This window comes from Halopseudomonas pertucinogena, from assembly GCF_014646575.1.
Classification (GTDB): domain Bacteria; phylum Pseudomonadota; class Gammaproteobacteria; order Pseudomonadales; family Pseudomonadaceae; genus Halopseudomonas; species Halopseudomonas pertucinogena.
Window position 1 is genome coordinate 328028 of sequence record NZ_BMNN01000002.1, and the last position, 14877, is coordinate 342904.

Genomic DNA, 14877 nt, shown 5'->3' on the forward strand with positions numbered 1-14877 from the left:
CTACTGCCAGGCACGGTGGTACGCGCCGAGGGTGGTCTGGCTGCCTTCGGAAACGTTGCCCAGCGCTGCGTTCCACGCCGGGTCGACGGAGAACTGCGCCGGGTTGGCACGGTACCTGTCCAGCGCCTTGCGCCAGACGCCGGCAACCTGTTCGACATACGCCGGACTGCGCTGGCGACCTTCGATCTTCACCGCAACCACGCCGATCTCGGAAAGCTGGGGAATCAATTCGATGGTATTCAGGCTGGTCGGCTCTTCCAGGGCGTGGAAACGCTTGCCGTGCACCATGAAGCGCCCCTTGCACAGGGTCGGGTAGCCTGCGGGCTCACCGGGCTCGTAGTGGTCGATCAGGACGTCGTTGAGCCTTGATATCAGCCCCCTGTCATCCTCGCTCCAGCGCACCGCGCTGGCCGGCGAGCAGACGCCGCACAGATTGGGAGACTCACCGGTGACGTAGGAAGACAGGTGACAGCGCCCTTCGGCCATGATGCACAGACTGCCGAAGGCGAAGACCTCCACCGGGACCGGACTGGAGGAAGCCACCTGCCGCACCTGATTGAGTGAAAGCACCCGGGGCAGCACGGTGCGGCTGATGCCGTACTGTTCGTGATAGAAGCGCAGCGCGGCGGCGTTGGTAGCCGATCCCTGCACGGACAGATGCAGCGGCAGCCGGGGGTATTTTCTGCTGGCATAAGCGAGAAGGCCGGGATCGGCAGCGATCAGCGCGTCCGCCCCCAGGTCCGCAGCGCGGTCGACCGCCCGTTGCCAGCGCGCCCAGCCGTCCGGCAGGGCATAGGTGTTGACCGCAATGAACAGCTTGCGGCCCTCCCGGCGAATCAGTTCCAGGCCGGCTTCCAGCTGTTTATCGGTGAAATTCAGACCGGCGAAGTGGCGGGCGTTGGTATCGTCGCGAAAGCCGGTATAGATCGCATCGGCGCCCTGACGCACCGCCGCCTTGAGAGCAGGCAGGCTGCCTGCGGGACAGACCAGTTGCATGGTGACTCCCTCGGAAACATCAGCCGGAGACTGTGCACTCTGGGAGTGAAAAGATCATTGATCAGGGTCAAGGAGCACTGCAGGCGCCAGGTACCTCATTGCAGGAGCCCCGACCTCGGGGCGAGGCTGGCCGCCAGGCCAGCCAATGATCTCACCCCCGCCGCAATACATCGGGCGGGGTCAGGTAGTCGCTGCTGCTGCCGCGGCGCTCCTGGCTGCCGTTGATTTCCAGCCGGGCGATGCTGCGCAGGTGCACTTCATCCGGGCCATCGGCTATCCGCAGGCAGCGGGAGCTGATCCACAGATCGGCCAGCGGGGTATCCGGGGTCAACCCCATGGCGCCGAACACCTGCATGGCGCGGTCCACTACCCGGTTCAGCATACCCGGCACCACCGCCTTGATCATGGCGATTTCCTTGCGAGCTTCCTTCGCACCCACGTTGTCGATCATCCAGGCGGTCTTGAGCACCAGCAGCCGGGCCTGCTCTATTTCCATCCGCGAGCGGGCAATCCATTCCGAGATGCTGCCGTGCTGGTGGAGGTAGCGGCCGAAGGTCTTGCGTTCCTGGGCCCGGTCGACCATCAGTTCCAGGGCCAGCTCGGCCATGCCGATGGCGCGCATGCAGTGGTGCACCCGCCCCGGTCCCAGTCGGGCCTGGGCCATCATGAAACCGTCCCCCTCCCCGCCCAGCAGATTGCTCGCCGGCACTCTCACGTTGCGGAACACCAGCTCACTGTGGCCCTCCGGCGCGAGGTGGTGCATCACCGGAATGTTGCGCACCAGTTCCACGCCGGGCGTGTCGAAGGGCACGATGACCATGCTCTGCTGGCGTCTGGCATCACCATCCGGGTCGGTCTTGCCCATGACGATGAGAAACGCGCATTCAGGATGGGATGCGTTGGTAATGAACCACTTGCGCCCGTTGATGACGTACTCGTCCCCTTCCCGGCGGATCAGCGTCTGGATATTGCTGGCATCGGATGAAGCGACATCCGGCTCGGTCATGGCAAAGGCCGAACGGATCTGGCCGTTGAGCAGCGGCTGCAGCCAGCGCCGGTTCTGTTCGGGAGTGGCAAACATGTGCAGCAGCTCCATGTTGCCGGTATCCGGCGCGTTGCAGTTGAACACCTCGGAAGCCCAGCTGACGCGCCCCATGATCTCGGCCAGCGGGGTGTACTCGAGGTTACTCAGACCCTGCCCGGGCTCGTCCGCCTTCAACGAGGGCAGGAACAGATTCCACAACCCCTCGTCCCTGGCCAGGGCCTTGAGGTCAGCCATGAAGGACACCGGAAAGGCGCCCGCACTCACCTCACGCTGCCACTGCCCCAAACGTGGTACAATGTGCTGGTCAAGAAAACCTCGAACCTGCTCGCGCAATGCCTGGGTGCGGGGACTGTAGGAAAAATCCATGCTCTGCTCCTGAATCATGAGGGGAAGGCGATGTGATTTCATGAAACCAACACATGCCGTGCTTACTCTGAAGGCTAGGCGGATGCGGCAGTTCTGGCTATCTTGCATCAGGGGCTGAATCACTCGTATTCACCCCATGAATCCTAAATTTGATCCAGATCAATTTTAATGATTCCAGTTGAAATTCGATCGACCGACCCAAAATAGGCAAAAGCTATCTGGTTGTTAGGCTAAATTTATTTTAAGTATTTAGCCCGACCACCTAAGATAGTCACTGCTTTCCAACCAAAGACACAAAAACTCAGTAAGGAGTCCCAATGTCCGTTATCAATACCGAAATCAAGCCTTTTACCGCTCAGGCGTTCAAGGACGGCGAGTTCATCACCGTTTCCGACACTGACGTCAAAGGCAAGTGGGCTGTATTCTTCTTCTACCCGGCCGACTTCACCTTCGTTTGCCCCACCGAGCTGGGCGACGTTGCTGACCACTACGAAGAGCTGCAGAAGCTGGGCGTTGAAGTGTACTCCGTATCCACTGACACCCACTTCACCCACAAGGCATGGCACGACAGCTCCGAGACCATCGGCAAGATCAAGTACACCATGATCGGCGACCCGACCATGCAGATCAGCCGTAACTTCGAGGTTCTGCGTGAAGATCAGGGCCTGGCCAACCGCGGCACCTTCATCGTTGACCCGCAGGGCATCATCCAGGCTGTGGAAATCACTGCTGAAGGCATCGGCCGTAACGCTGCCGACCTGCTGCGCAAGGTCAAGGCTGCCCAGTACGTAGCTGCCCACCCCGGCGAAGTCTGCCCGGCCAAGTGGGAAGAAGGCGAAGCCACTCTGGCGCCCTCGCTGGACCTGGTTGGCAAGATCTAAGTCAGCCTGAAACCCGGCCCGCTGCGGTGCTTGCGCCCAGTCGGCGGGCTGGGTTTCTTTTCTTTGACTGTCGGCCCGGCAGCTAAAGAAAAGAAACCCCTCCCCATTCACCTTATTTTCCAGGACACGCACATATGTTAGATGCCAATCTGAAGAAGCAACTGGACACCTACCTGCAGAACATCGCCAAGCCGATCGAAGTCAGCGTGTCCGTAGACGACAGCCCCAAGGGCAAGGAACTGCACGAGCTCGCGGCCGAGATTGCCGAGATGTCGGGCAAGATCACCCTGAAGGACGCCGCTGACAAGCGTACCCCGAGCATGGGCGTCGCCCCTGCCGGCGAAGAGGCCCGGGTCCGTTTTGCCGGTATTCCGATGGGTCATGAATTCACCTCGCTGGTACTGGCGCTGCTGCAGGCCGGTGGTCACCCCTCCAAGGCCGATCCGGCTCTGCTGGAGCAGATCCGCAACCTGCAGGGCGAGTTCCATTTCGAGACCTATATCTCGCTGTCCTGTCAGAACTGCCCGGACGTGGTCCAGGCGCTGAACCTGATGGCCACCCTGAACCCCAACATCACCCACGTGATGATCGACGGTGCGCTGTTCAAGGACGAGGTCGAGAGCCGCCAGATCATGGCTGTGCCCACCGTGTTCCTCAATGGTGAACACTTCGGTCAGGGCCGCATGACGCTGGCCGAGATCGTCAACAAGGTCGACAGCGGCGCCGCCGAGCGCAAGGCGGCCGAACTGAACGAGAAGGCCCCCTATGAAGTGCTGATCGTCGGCGGTGGCCCGGCCGGTGCCTCGGCAGCCATCTACGCTGCACGCAAGGGCATCCGCACCGGTCTGGTTGCCGAGCGTTTCGGCGGCCAGGTAATGGATACCGTGGGTATCGAGAACTTCATTTCCGTGCCCTACACCGAAGGCCCGAAACTGGTTGCCAGCCTGGAGCAACACGTCAAGGAGTACGACATTGACGTGATCACCGAGCAGAGCGCGGCCAAACTGACCAGCAATGGCCTGATCGAGATCGAACTGGCCAGCGGCGCTACCCTGCGCAGCAAGTCGGTCATCCTGGCTACCGGTGCCCGCTGGCGCGAAATGAACGTGCCCGGCGAGCAGGAATACCGCGGCAAGGGCGTGGCCTACTGCCCGCACTGTGACGGTCCGCTGTTCAAGGGCAAGCGTGTTGCGGTCATCGGCGGCGGTAACTCCGGTATCGAGGCGGCCATTGACCTGGCTGGCATCGTTGAGCACGTGACCGTGCTGGAGTTCAGCGACACCCTGCGTGCCGACGAGGTGCTGCAGCGCAAGGCCCGCTCGCTGCCGAACGTGAACATCATCATGAACGCGGCAACCACCGAGGTTCGCGGGGATGGCAACAAGGTCGTAGGCCTGACCTACACCGACCGCAAGACCAACGAAAGCCACCAGGTGGACGTGGCCGGTATCTTTGTCCAGATCGGTCTGATTCCGAACACCGACTGGCTGAAGGACAGCGAAGTGAAGTTGACCCGCTTCGGCGAGATCGAGATCGACGCCCGCGGCGCGACATCGATACCGGGTGTATTCGCAGCCGGTGACGTGACCACGGTGCCGTTCAAGCAGATCGTCATTTCGATGGGTGCCGGCGCTACTGCGTCACTGGCCGCCTTCGATCACCTGATCCGCACATCCGAAGGGGCGCAGGAGCAGGAGAAGGCCAGCGCCTGATCCTCGGCAGCAGGCAACGAAAACCGCACCCTCGGGTGCGGTTTTCGTGTTTCTGGGCCTGCGTGCGGAATAATGGCTAACGACGCCTGGGCGTGCCGTGTTCGTTGTAGTTTTTCAGCACCCTGAGCAGATCGCGACGGCTGATCTGGCCGACCAGCCGGCCTTGCTCGGTGACCGGAAGACGCCGCCGGCCCCGCTTCACGAAATGTGCCGCCGCCTCGAGAATGTCCGCATCGGCATCGATGGTTTCCACCACCTGGCTCATGATCGACTTGACGCTTCCACAGGTTTCCTCGAAGTAGGCTTCGTTGAGAATACCCTTCAGGCAGTCGCTTTCGGACAGCACACCTACAAGGTGGCCTCCGGCATCCACTACCGGCGCCCCGGAAACACGATGCGTCAGCAACACATCAATAGCGCTGAACAGGTGCGTGTCCGGATTGAGGGTGACAACTTCCCTGTTCATGTAATCCCGCACTTTCACAGTCTTGATCATGCCGCTTCGCTCCCCTGCACAGGCAATTGGGGTGCGCCGCACGATCTACTGTCTAACTGAAAACGACGGTCTTGTTATCGTGCACCACCACCCGGTCTTCCAAGTGATAGCGCAATCCGCGGGAAAGTACCATTTTTTCCACATCTTTACCGAGGCGAACGAGGTCTTCGACATTATCGCGATGACTTATGCGCACCACGTCCTGTTCGATGATCGGACCAGCGTCCAGTTCTTCGGTTACATAGTGGCAAGTTGCACCAATGAGTTTGACCCCGCGAACTGCAGCCTGGTGATATGGACGGGCTCCAACAAAGGACGGCAGAAAGCTGTGATGAATATTGATCACCCGGCCCGCATATTGCTCGCAGAGGCTGGCGGGCAATATCTGCATATAACGAGCCAGGACAATACAATCTGCATTCTGTTCCTGCACCAGACGAGTAACCTCGTCAAAAGCCGGAGCCTTGTTCTGCGGGTCGACCGGAACATGATGGAAGGGAATACCATGCCACTCGACCATGCTGCGCAGATCTTCATGGTTGGAAATAACACTGGTGATTTCACAGTCCAGTTCGCCACTGTGAAAACGATGCAGCAGATCTGCCAGGCAGTGGGACTCCCGGCTGGCCATGAGCACCACTTTTTTGCGCTCGGCCGAGTCGCTTACACGCCATTCCATCCCGAATTCACGTGCAATCGGCGCAAATACGGTGCGCAGGCCGTCCGCATCGAAGGGCAGCGAGTCGGCACGGATTTCATGTCGCATGAAGAACCAGCCGGACAGGTTGTCAGAGTGGTGACTGGCTTCGGTAATCCAGCCGTTGTAGGTTGCCAGCAGGTTACTGACCTTGGCCACTATTCCCACGCGGTCGGGGCAGGCAATCACCAGGCGAAAGGTACGCATCAGATCAACTCCAGAGATGTACGGTAGTCACGCACCACGGCGTGCTGCGCTTGTCGCGCCTGTCGGCGGAACGGGTACGTTTCAAAGCGGCGTATTCTACTCCGACTGCGGGAAAATTTCAGTAGGCCGTGTTGCCTGCTCATCGGCGGTTAAGGCAACTCTGAAAGTTGCGTTTGGTTACTTATCCTTCTTGTACAACTAACGTAATTTAAACTATTATAACTGCCACTATTCAGACACCTTTAAAGGGGCCTTTATCATGTCCATGCTGCATCAATATCGACAAATTGAAGATACCATCCGCGACCTGACCGAGAAACTGAAGTCACTGTCGAATGATGACAAGCTGAAGAAGGAACTCGAGTTCGAGAAAAAGCTCACGGCGCTGATGGAGCAATATGGCAAGAGCACTCGCGACGTAATGGTCATTCTTGATCCGGACAGCAAACTTGCCGCACCGGCCAAGGCCGCTCCGGCAAAACGAACCCGCCGCGTCAAGCGTTACAAGAATCCCAATACCGGCGATGTTATCGAGACCAAGGGTGGCAACCACAAGGTACTCAAGGCATGGAAAGAGAAGTATGGTGCCGATACCGTAGAGAGCTGGGCTACTATTCTCGATTGATTCGGAACATGAGCAGCACGTGGAAAAAGCCCCGGAACTGATCCGGGGCTTTTTCATTATGCGCCAATAATACTCAGTTCGGCTGCCAGATCCATGGCGTATTGCTGCCACTTCGCGAGCAGTTGTCGCTGCCTGTCATCCGCCTGTTGTTGCAATTGCTGTAATTCCTGCATGAAAGTTTCAAGCGTCATCGCTGTATGGCCGTCAGCCCCGGTCAGCCTGTCCCGGCAATAGGCCCGCCATTCCGCGCGCTCCGCTGTATCAAGGGAATCGGGATAGTTGCGCGCCCGGTAGCGCTTGAGCATATCGGCCAGCCGCTGATCTTCCAGCGGCCAGCGTGCCGCCGTCAGCTCCGCGCCTGCCGCCTGGCGGATGCCCGGCAGAAACTGGCGGTCCCGGTCGGAGGTGAAGCCTTCATACAACATCGTTTCAGCGTCCGGCTGCAGCGCCATCGCTGCATCCTCCCGTTCGCTGTAGATCGCCATCAGCTTGCCCTGCCCCACCGACCGCCATTCAGCCAGTTGATCGGCCCGCCGAAGCAGCAATGGCATGTCCAGCTGCAGCCTCTCCGTGTCAGCAGTCCGCAGCACCTTCACATCCGCCAGTACCGGACACTTGTTGATATGCACCAGCTTGAGCCCGGGACGCACCATGCCGGGCTCAAGTTCGTCAGCGCGTGTGTACAGCAGTTGCCGCAACTGCTCAGCGTCGAGATCCTGCAGCAACCCGGGGTCGACCGACAGGTCCCAGACAATGACGGCATTGCGATTGCGGGGATGCCAGGCCAGCGGCAGAACTACACCCAGCCCCTGCCGCTCCCGCCCGAAGCGCCCTGACACGTGCACCAGCGGCCGCACGGACTGCAGGTCGATCAGCGCGCTGACGCGGTGCTTGTCGCGCAGCCGGTAGAGGTAGTCGAACAGCCGCGGCTGGGCTGCCCTGAGTAGCCGGGCCATGGCAATGGTGGCGCGCACATCTGCCAGCGCATCATGGGCCTGGCCGTGATCGATGCCGTTGGCCTCCGTGAGAAGCTCCAGGCGCAGGCTGGTGAAACCCTCCTGTTGCGGCCAGTTGATGCCTTCCGGCCTCAGCGCATGGGCGGTCCGCAGGGCGTCGAGCAGGTCCCAGCGACTGTTGCCCCCCTGCCACTCGCGGGCGTAGGGGTCGAAGTAGTTGCGAAATAACGCGAAACGCGTCATTTCGTCATCGTATCTCAGGTTATTGTAACCCGCCGTGCAGGTGCCTGGCTGAGCCATCTGTTCATGCAGCAGGTGCATGAACTGCGCTTCGGGGAGCCCCCTGCGTACCCGCTCCGGATCGATGCCGGTGATCAGGCAGGCCATGGGGTGGGGCAGGATGTCCTCGGGAAGACGGCAATCAATGCAGAGGGGCTCGCCGATCTCCTGCAGGTCCTCGTCGGTGCGCACACCTGCCACCTGCAATGGTCGGTCCCGCCGGGGATCTACACCGGTCGCCTCGAAGTCATACCAGAAAATGCTGTTGCCCATTGATATCTCCGTTCCCTGTTCAGCGGGTCAGGGTACTCCAATGGGCACCGTCAGGCATCTACCGGGTGCATGAAGGAGAAGTAGCGCTTCAGCGCTATGGATAATCCGGCAAAAACCTGCTGGTTCTCGGAAATGCTGAAGCCGACATCGAAATGGCCGGGGGTCTGGTCCGCTCTGCACCAGCGGGCGACTGCACGAAACGGCAGCACGTTCTCTTCATCGCCCAGTGGCGGCAGGTGAAGCTGCATCTCGTATTCCTCGTCCAGCATGACCGGCCAGGGGCTGATCAGCATGAAGCCGTAACAGGACACATTGCTCATGGTACCCATGAAGCGCCCTGTGTGGCTGTTGTAGACATTGAGATAAGCATGCAGCTGGTGACGGGTGATGCCTCGCTTGAAACGCTCGTCAGCCTTGTTTGTACGGCTGCGGTCAGCCATGCCCGACATGATGATACTCCTGTATCGATTGGGTGGACTTGCAGGAGCGGCATGACCTCTACAGCAATCACATGTCGGCTCGATCCCTGAACTGCAGGTGCCAGAATAGACCAGTGCATTTTCGCAGTCCAACCCCCTCGGACAGAATGCCGCCTGGTCCGGATTTTGACCTGCATCAGCAAGACAGCGCGCGAAACTGCATTACCCTGTGGTAAGGACCATAACGACGAGAGGCAGCGACAATGGATATCCGGCACATCATGGTGATCATTGATCCAACCAGCGAGACCGTTCAGCCATGCCTGCAGCGGGCCGAACAACTGGTCGAACATTACCCCGCAGCACACATCACCCTGTTCCTCTGTGATCACGTTCCCGCGCTGGAAGGCGGGATGCTGTTCAGCAGCGCCCTTCTGAGCCAGGCGCGACATACCTATCTGGGCCACCGTGATCAACAGCTTGACAGGCTCGCCGGCTCGCTGCGCGCCCGCGGCCATACGGTGAACACGATGGCCGTGTGGGGCAAGCGGTTCGAGCGGCACATCCTGAAAGCCATCCAGGATCAGAGACCTGATGTCGTGCTCAAGACCGGCCAGCACCACAGCGTGATGAAGCGCCTGCTGCTGACCAACAGCGACTGGTTTCTGATTCGTTACTGCCCGGTACCGCTGTGGCTGGTAAAGCAGCCTGAAACCCCGCTGCGCAACCTCTGCGCCGCAGTGGACCCGTTACACGAAACGGACAAGCCCGCCGCGCTGGACAGAAAGCTTGTCGAAACCGCCCGCAGCCTGGCGTCCGTTACCGGCGCCGCAGTGCACGCGGCGCACTGCTACAACCCCCTGCCCCATACCCTGGCATTTGATACCGGACTGGTCGCCGACTACGACGGCTACGCAGCGCAGATCGAGCATCAGCACGCCGATGCCCTGTCAGCCTTCGCCGACGAGCTTGGCCTGACATCAGCTCGGCGGCATCTGCTGCGCGGCTTCCCGGAGCAGGCGATCCCCGAGTTCGTCACGCAGAACGGTATCGATCTGTTGGTCATGGGCGCCATATCCCGCTCACGGCTGGAAAACGCGCTGGTGGGGCATACTGCCGAGCGCCTGCTGGAGGAGGTGCCCTGTGACATGCTGATCATCAAGCCAGACGGTTTCGTCGATCCTTCCCGTCCAGCCTGACCTGCTGGCAAAGGCGGGTGATGGCGTCCCAGTCGCCCGTCTCCACCAGTGTCGCCGGCAGCATCCAGCTGCCGCCCACGGCGACCACATTGGGCTGCGCCAGATAGGCGGGCATCAGCTCGGGGGTGATCCCGCCGGTCGGGCAGAACTGCACATCATGAAAGGGCCCGGCCAGCGCCCTGAGCAGCGGTACCCCTCCGCATACCTCCGCCGGGAACAGCTTGAAACATCGATAGCCCAGCCGGTATCCGCGCATGATCTCCGACGCGGTGGCCACGCCGGGCAGCAAGGGCACCGGGCTGTCGAGCCCGAGGGTCAGCAGCTCATCGGTACTGCCGGGGCTGACGATGAACCGGGCGCCTGCATCCAGCACCGACTGGAACTGGCGACCGTCGAGCACCGTTCCGGCGCCCACGCACAACTCCGGCCGCTGGTCCGCCAGCAGGCGGATCGCGCCGAGACCCAGCGGGGTGCGCAATGTCACCTCCAGATTGGTGATGCCGCCGGCGGCCAGGGCGTCGGCCAGCGGCAGGATGTCGTCCTGCCGCCGGATGCTCAGCACCGGCAGGATCGGCTGCTGCTCGAAGATGTCTTTCAATATCCGGCTGTTGTCTGCCAGTCTCATCAGCTGTCCTGCGCCCCCTCGGGGCTGTAGAAGATATCCATCGGTGCGCTGAGAAAGGCCTCTATCGGCATGCTCATCGGGTCAGCCTCCTCCAGGGCTCGGTTCAGGGTCCGGCGCTTGTCCTCTCCGGTGATCACCAGCAGCTTGTGCCGCGCGGTCAGGATCATCCTTGCCGTCATGCTCAGCCGCGCCAGCCGCTCGCCCTCGGCGGGAACCGGTACACACAGAGGCTCACACTCGGCAGAGAGATAGTGCGCCAGCCCCGGCATATGCGGAAACAGCGATGCCGTATGCCCATCCGCTCCCATGCCCAGCACCAGCACATCCACCGGCAGCAGCGTCTCGAAGACGCGGTGAGCGGTGTCGGCATCCACCTCCAGCCCCTCGCCCCGGTACAGCGGGACCCAGCTGGCCCGCTGCAGCGCACCCGGCATGCAGCGCAGAATGAGCGCGGCGTTGCTCTGCTCATGCTCTACCGGCACCCAGCGTTCATCCACCAGGGTTACGGTCACCCTGGTCCAGTCCAGCGAGGCCTTTTCCAGCTCCCGCAGAAACAGCTCGGGGCCGCGGCCACCGGACAGCGCCAGGCTGGCCCGGCCACGTTCATCAATGGCCTGCTTCAGGGCCGCCTCGATATGGCCCGCCACCGCAACAGCCTGGGCCTGCGGGCTGGCGTCCGCACGCCAGTTCAGGTCCCGCGCCCGGATGTGTGATTCACTCATATCCTGCCTCCATCGCTGTATCGCAGACTCTCAGTAAAGCAGCTGGCCCCCTGCTCCGCCGGGCTGACCTGCCCGCGGGCAAAGCCGAACAGCTCGCGCCCCCAGCCGCGTCGCACCGGCTGTGCATGTTTCGCTGCCGAGCGCGCGGCCCACTGCGTGGCATCCATCTGCACGTCCAGACTGCCCCGGCGGGCATCAAGCCGCAGCCGGTCACCGTCCTGCAGGCGGGCCAGCGGACCGCCATGGTCGGCTTCCGGGGACAGGTGTATCACCGCCGGCACCTTGCCCGACGCGCCGGACATGCGCCCGTCGGTTACCAGCGCAACCCGCAGACCGCGGTCCTGGAGGATACCCAGATAGGGGGTCAGCTTGTGCAGTTCCGGCATGCCGTTGGCCGCTGGCCCCTGAAACCGCACCACGACGATCACGTCCTGCTGGAACTCGTTATTCTCGAAGGCACGGACAAAGACCGATTGTTCGTCGAATATCCGGCAGGGTGCTTCGACCTGCCAATGCGCCTCGTCGACCGCCGATACCTTGATCACGCCCCGCCCCAGGTTGCCCTCCACTACCTTCAGCCCGCCGTCTTCGCGGAACGGCTCCCGGCAACCGCGCAGTATGGATGCATCCAGGCTGGCGTTTGGCCCTTCGCGGTAATGCAGCCGGCCGTCCTGAAGCATCGGCTCACGGGTGTAGTGTTGCAGCCCCGGTCCGGCGATGGTGGCGACGTCCGGGTGCAGCAGTCCGGCATCCAGCAGCTGGCGGAACAGGAACGCCGTACCGCCGGCAGCCTGGAAGTGGTTCACATCCGCCTGCCCGTTGGGATAGATCCGCGCCAGGGTCGGCACCACGTCGGACAGCCGAGCCATGTCGTCCCAGTCCAGCTGCAGACCGGCGCATTGCCCGATGGCCACCAGATGCAGGGTCAGATTGGTCGAACCGCCCGTGGCCAGCAGCATGACCAGCGCATTCACCAGCGCCCGCTCGTCCAGTATCGATGCCATGCTGCCCTGGTCCGCGCGCGCCAGGGCCGCCACCCGCTCCGCTGCGGCCACAGTCAGCGCTTCGCGCAGCGGTGTGCCGGGGTTGATGAACGAAGCACCCGGCAGTTGCAGGCCCATGGCTTCCAGCAACATCTGGTTGGTGTTGGCGGTGCCGTAGAAGGTGCAGGTGCCCGGCGCATGGTAGGCGCGGCTCTCGGCATCCAGCAGGTCTTCCCGGGTGGCCAGACCCTCCGCATAGCGCTGGCGGATCCGTGCCTTCTCTTCGTTCGGCAGGCCCGATGGCATCGGGCCTGCCGGCACAAAGACCACCGGCAGATGGCCGAACCGCAGCGCGCCCATCAGCAGTCCGGGGACGATCTTGTCGCAGATGCCCAGGCACAACGCACCATCGAACATGTTGTGGGACAGCGCGATTGCGGTGCCCATGGCGATCACATCGCGGCTGATGAGCGACAGCTCCATGCTCGGCTCACCCTGGGTGATGCCGTCGCACATGGCCGGCACCCCGCCGGCCACCTGGCCTGTCGCGCCCGTCGCGCGCAGCGCCTGGCGGATCTGTTCGGGATAGGTCTCGTAGGGCTGGTGGGCGGAGAGCATGTCGTTATAGGCGGTAACGATGCCGATATTGACCTCATCGGGCAGGCGCAGCCGCTGCTTGTCCCCGGCCGGACAGCCCGCCATGCCATGGGCGAAGTTGCTGCAGGACAGGTCCCGCCGCCCGCGGGGGCGCGCTGCCGCCTCGGCCATCTGCTGAAGATAGGCTGCGCGCGACTGCCGGCTGCGCAGGCGCAGCCGCTCGGTGACCTCAACAACCCTGGGATGCATGCACGGTTTCTCCTGTCTGCTTCTGGCTGTCATAAGGAACGGGTATCATCTATTGTAAGCCAACGAAATATCACTCAAGGGGAAAAACCCGCAATGACCCTGCGTCGTACCAAGATTGTCGCCACCCTCGGACCGGCCAGCAGCACACCGGAACGCATTGAAGCCCTCATCAAGGCCGGCATGAACGTCGCCCGCCTCAACTTCTCCCACGGCAGCCATGACGAACACCGTGAACGGGCGCGACTGGTACGCGAGATAGCAGAAAGGCTGGGGGTGCACGTTGCCCTGCTAGGCGATCTGCAGGGCCCGAAGATCCGCATTGCGCGCTTCACCGACGGCAGGATACATCTGAATGTCGGCGACCGCTTCCGGCTCTCCACCACCCATCCGCTGGATGAGGGCAATCAGCAGGTGGTCGGCATCGACTACCCCGCGCTGGTGACCGACTGCCACCCCGGCGACGAGCTGCTGCTGGATGACGGACGTATCGTGCTGCAGATCGACAGCATCGCCGATGGTGAGGCTGTCTGCACCGTTACCGCCGGCGGCGACCTGTCCAACCATAAGGGCATCAACCGCCGCGGCGGTGGGCTCTCCGCTGCTGCCCTGACCGACAAGGATCGCGCCGACATCGTGCTGGCCGCCGAACTGGAGATGGAATATGTCGCCGTGTCCTTTCCGCGGGACGCGCGGGATATGGACCAGGCCCGTACGCTGCTGGTCGACGCCGGTTCCCAGGCCTGGCTGGTAGCCAAGATCGAGCGGGCCGAGGCGGTCGCTGACGAGGCCGCACTGGACAGCCTGATCGACGCCAGCGATGCGGTGATGGTGGCCCGGGGCGACCTGGGTGTCGAGATCGGTGACGCCGAGCTGGTGGGCATCCAGAAAACCATCATCGATCGCGCCCGGCGCAAGAACAAGGCAGTGATCACCGCCACCCAGATGATGGAGTCGATGATCAACAGTCCGCTGCCCACCCGTGCTGAGGTCTCCGACGTGGCCAACGCTGCGCTGGACTATACCGACGCGGTGATGCTTTCAGGCGAGTCCGCAGCAGGCGACTTCCCGGTGGAAGCCGTGGCGGCAATGCATCGTGTCTGTCTGGGCGCGGAGAAACACCCGACCAGCCAGCAGTCCGGCCACCGTCTGCACATTCCCTTCAGCCGCTGCGACGAGACCATTGCCCTGGCCGCCATGTACGCCGCCAACCACTTCCCCGGCGTCACCGCAGTGGTGAGCCTGACCGAAAGCGGCTACACCCCGCTGATCATGTCGCGCATCCGCTCGCACCTGCCGATCTTCGCCCTGTCACCCAACCGCCAGACCCTGGGTCGGGTGGCGCTGATGCGCGGTGTGCACAGTATCGCCTTCAACCCGGCGGATCTGCCGTCCAGCGACGTCAACCAACGGGCCATCGACACCCTGCTGGATGGCGGACATGTGAAACCGGGGGACTGGGTGATCATCACCAAGGGTGATGTGTACAACTCGCGGGGCGGCACCAACTCGATGAAGTTGCTGCAGGTGGGAGAGCAGCTCGTCTGAGACGA

The 14877-nt window shown here is 62.1% G+C and carries 14 protein-coding genes; 5 read left to right on the top strand and 9 right to left on the bottom strand.

The window, feature by feature from the left end; all coding sequences use genetic code 11:
- Both ubiU and IEW63_RS06705 read right to left on the bottom strand, forming a co-directional pair.
- Entirely contained in the window at window positions 1–996 is a 996-nt protein-coding gene (ubiU, locus tag IEW63_RS06700; RefSeq protein WP_188635833.1) for a ubiquinone anaerobic biosynthesis protein UbiU, read from the bottom strand.
- Window positions 997–1147: 151 nt separating this feature from the next.
- Window positions 1148–2407, bottom strand: coding sequence for an acyl-CoA dehydrogenase family protein (locus tag IEW63_RS06705; protein ID WP_188635834.1), 1260 nt, complete (start codon window positions 2405–2407; stop codon window positions 1148–1150).
- Between the two features lie 317 nt (window positions 2408–2724).
- Between IEW63_RS06705 and ahpC the strand changes: the two genes are divergently transcribed.
- Window positions 2725–3288, top strand: a complete 564-nt coding sequence (gene ahpC, locus IEW63_RS06710; RefSeq protein WP_188635835.1) for an alkyl hydroperoxide reductase subunit C — start codon at window positions 2725–2727, stop codon at window positions 3286–3288.
- Between the two features lie 134 nt (window positions 3289–3422).
- Complete coding sequence (gene ahpF, locus IEW63_RS06715) at window positions 3423–5000, top strand: alkyl hydroperoxide reductase subunit F (protein ID WP_188635836.1); 1578 nt, start codon at window positions 3423–3425, stop codon at window positions 4998–5000.
- A 76-nt stretch (window positions 5001–5076) separates the two neighbouring features.
- Here the strand turns inward: ahpF and IEW63_RS06720 are convergent, their stop codons facing one another.
- Both IEW63_RS06720 and purU read right to left on the bottom strand, forming a co-directional pair.
- Complete coding sequence (locus IEW63_RS06720; protein WP_188635837.1) at window positions 5077–5496, bottom strand: CBS domain-containing protein; 420 nt, start codon at window positions 5494–5496, stop codon at window positions 5077–5079.
- Window positions 5497–5548: 52 nt separating this feature from the next.
- Window positions 5549–6400, bottom strand: a complete 852-nt coding sequence (purU, locus tag IEW63_RS06725) for a formyltetrahydrofolate deformylase (RefSeq protein ID WP_188635838.1) — start codon at window positions 6398–6400, stop codon at window positions 5549–5551.
- 259 nt (window positions 6401–6659) lie between these two features.
- Here purU and mvaT point away from each other — a divergent pair, with 259 nt between their 5' ends.
- Window positions 6660–7025 carry a histone-like nucleoid-structuring protein MvaT gene (gene mvaT, locus IEW63_RS06730; protein ID WP_188635839.1) on the top strand — a complete coding sequence of 122 codons (366 nt, stop codon included), beginning with the start codon at window positions 6660–6662 and terminating at the stop codon, window positions 7023–7025.
- 56 nt (window positions 7026–7081) lie between these two features.
- Here mvaT and sbcB read toward each other — a convergent pair whose 3' ends face one another.
- A complete protein-coding gene (sbcB, locus tag IEW63_RS06735; protein ID WP_188635840.1) occupies window positions 7082–8533 on the bottom strand; it encodes an exodeoxyribonuclease I in 1452 nt (483 codons plus the stop codon).
- A gap of 50 nt (window positions 8534–8583) precedes the next feature.
- A complete protein-coding gene (locus IEW63_RS06740) occupies window positions 8584–8982 on the bottom strand; it encodes a PilZ domain-containing protein (protein WP_188635841.1) in 399 nt (132 codons plus the stop codon).
- A 233-nt stretch (window positions 8983–9215) separates the two neighbouring features.
- On the opposite strand from IEW63_RS06740, the gene IEW63_RS06745 reads away from it, so the two are divergent.
- On the top strand, window positions 9216–10151 hold the full coding sequence (locus IEW63_RS06745) for a universal stress protein (protein ID WP_188635842.1): 936 nt from the start codon (window positions 9216–9218) through the stop codon (window positions 10149–10151).
- Here IEW63_RS06745 and IEW63_RS06750 read toward each other — a convergent pair.
- The 3 genes from IEW63_RS06750 to edd are packed head-to-tail and all read right to left on the bottom strand — an operon-like array spanning window position 10111 to window position 13327.
- Window positions 10111–10776, bottom strand: a complete 666-nt coding sequence (locus tag IEW63_RS06750; RefSeq protein ID WP_188635843.1) for a bifunctional 4-hydroxy-2-oxoglutarate aldolase/2-dehydro-3-deoxy-phosphogluconate aldolase — start codon at window positions 10774–10776, stop codon at window positions 10111–10113. The genes IEW63_RS06745 and IEW63_RS06750 overlap by 41 nt on opposite strands.
- Window positions 10776–11498: a 6-phosphogluconolactonase gene (gene pgl / locus IEW63_RS06755; protein ID WP_188635844.1), complete on the bottom strand. Its 723-nt coding sequence runs from the start codon at window positions 11496–11498 to the stop codon at window positions 10776–10778. Before pgl ends, IEW63_RS06750 begins: the two co-directional genes overlap by 1 nt.
- The gene (edd, locus tag IEW63_RS06760; RefSeq protein WP_188635845.1) at window positions 11495–13327 is read right to left on the bottom strand and encodes a phosphogluconate dehydratase; all 1833 of its coding nucleotides are present in this window, start codon (window positions 13325–13327) and stop codon (window positions 11495–11497) included. The genes pgl and edd overlap by 4 nt, the downstream gene beginning before the upstream one ends.
- 93 nt (window positions 13328–13420) lie before the next feature.
- Here edd and pyk point away from each other — a divergent pair, with 93 nt between their 5' ends.
- Window positions 13421–14872, top strand: coding sequence for a pyruvate kinase (gene pyk / locus IEW63_RS06765; RefSeq protein ID WP_188635846.1), 1452 nt, complete (start codon window positions 13421–13423; stop codon window positions 14870–14872).
- Window positions 14873–14877: the final 5 nt, after the last annotated feature.

Coding starts and splice junctions, on each gene's coding strand:
- pgl (WP_188635844.1), bottom strand. CDS start 11,498: ATGAGTGAATCACACATCCGGGCGCGGGACCTGAACTGGCGTGCGGAC.
- IEW63_RS06705 (WP_188635834.1), bottom strand. CDS start 2,407: ATGGATTTTTCCTACAGTCCCCGCACCCAGGCATTGCGCGAGCAGGTT.
- IEW63_RS06720 (WP_188635837.1), bottom strand. CDS start 5,496: ATGATCAAGACTGTGAAAGTGCGGGATTACATGAACAGGGAAGTTGTC.
- IEW63_RS06740 (WP_188635841.1), bottom strand. CDS start 8,982: ATGTCGGGCATGGCTGACCGCAGCCGTACAAACAAGGCTGACGAGCGT.
- edd (WP_188635845.1), bottom strand. CDS start 13,327: ATGCATCCCAGGGTTGTTGAGGTCACCGAGCGGCTGCGCCTGCGCAGC.
- ahpF (WP_188635836.1), top strand. CDS start 3,423: ATGTTAGATGCCAATCTGAAGAAGCAACTGGACACCTACCTGCAGAAC.
- pyk (WP_188635846.1), top strand. CDS start 13,421: ATGACCCTGCGTCGTACCAAGATTGTCGCCACCCTCGGACCGGCCAGC.
- ahpC (WP_188635835.1), top strand. CDS start 2,725: ATGTCCGTTATCAATACCGAAATCAAGCCTTTTACCGCTCAGGCGTTC.
- purU (WP_188635838.1), bottom strand. CDS start 6,400: ATGCGTACCTTTCGCCTGGTGATTGCCTGCCCCGACCGCGTGGGAATA.
- ubiU (WP_188635833.1), bottom strand. CDS start 996: ATGCAACTGGTCTGTCCCGCAGGCAGCCTGCCTGCTCTCAAGGCGGCG.
- sbcB (WP_188635840.1), bottom strand. CDS start 8,533: ATGGGCAACAGCATTTTCTGGTATGACTTCGAGGCGACCGGTGTAGAT.
- IEW63_RS06750 (WP_188635843.1), bottom strand. CDS start 10,776: ATGAGACTGGCAGACAACAGCCGGATATTGAAAGACATCTTCGAGCAG.
- mvaT (WP_188635839.1), top strand. CDS start 6,660: ATGTCCATGCTGCATCAATATCGACAAATTGAAGATACCATCCGCGAC.
- IEW63_RS06745 (WP_188635842.1), top strand. CDS start 9,216: ATGGATATCCGGCACATCATGGTGATCATTGATCCAACCAGCGAGACC.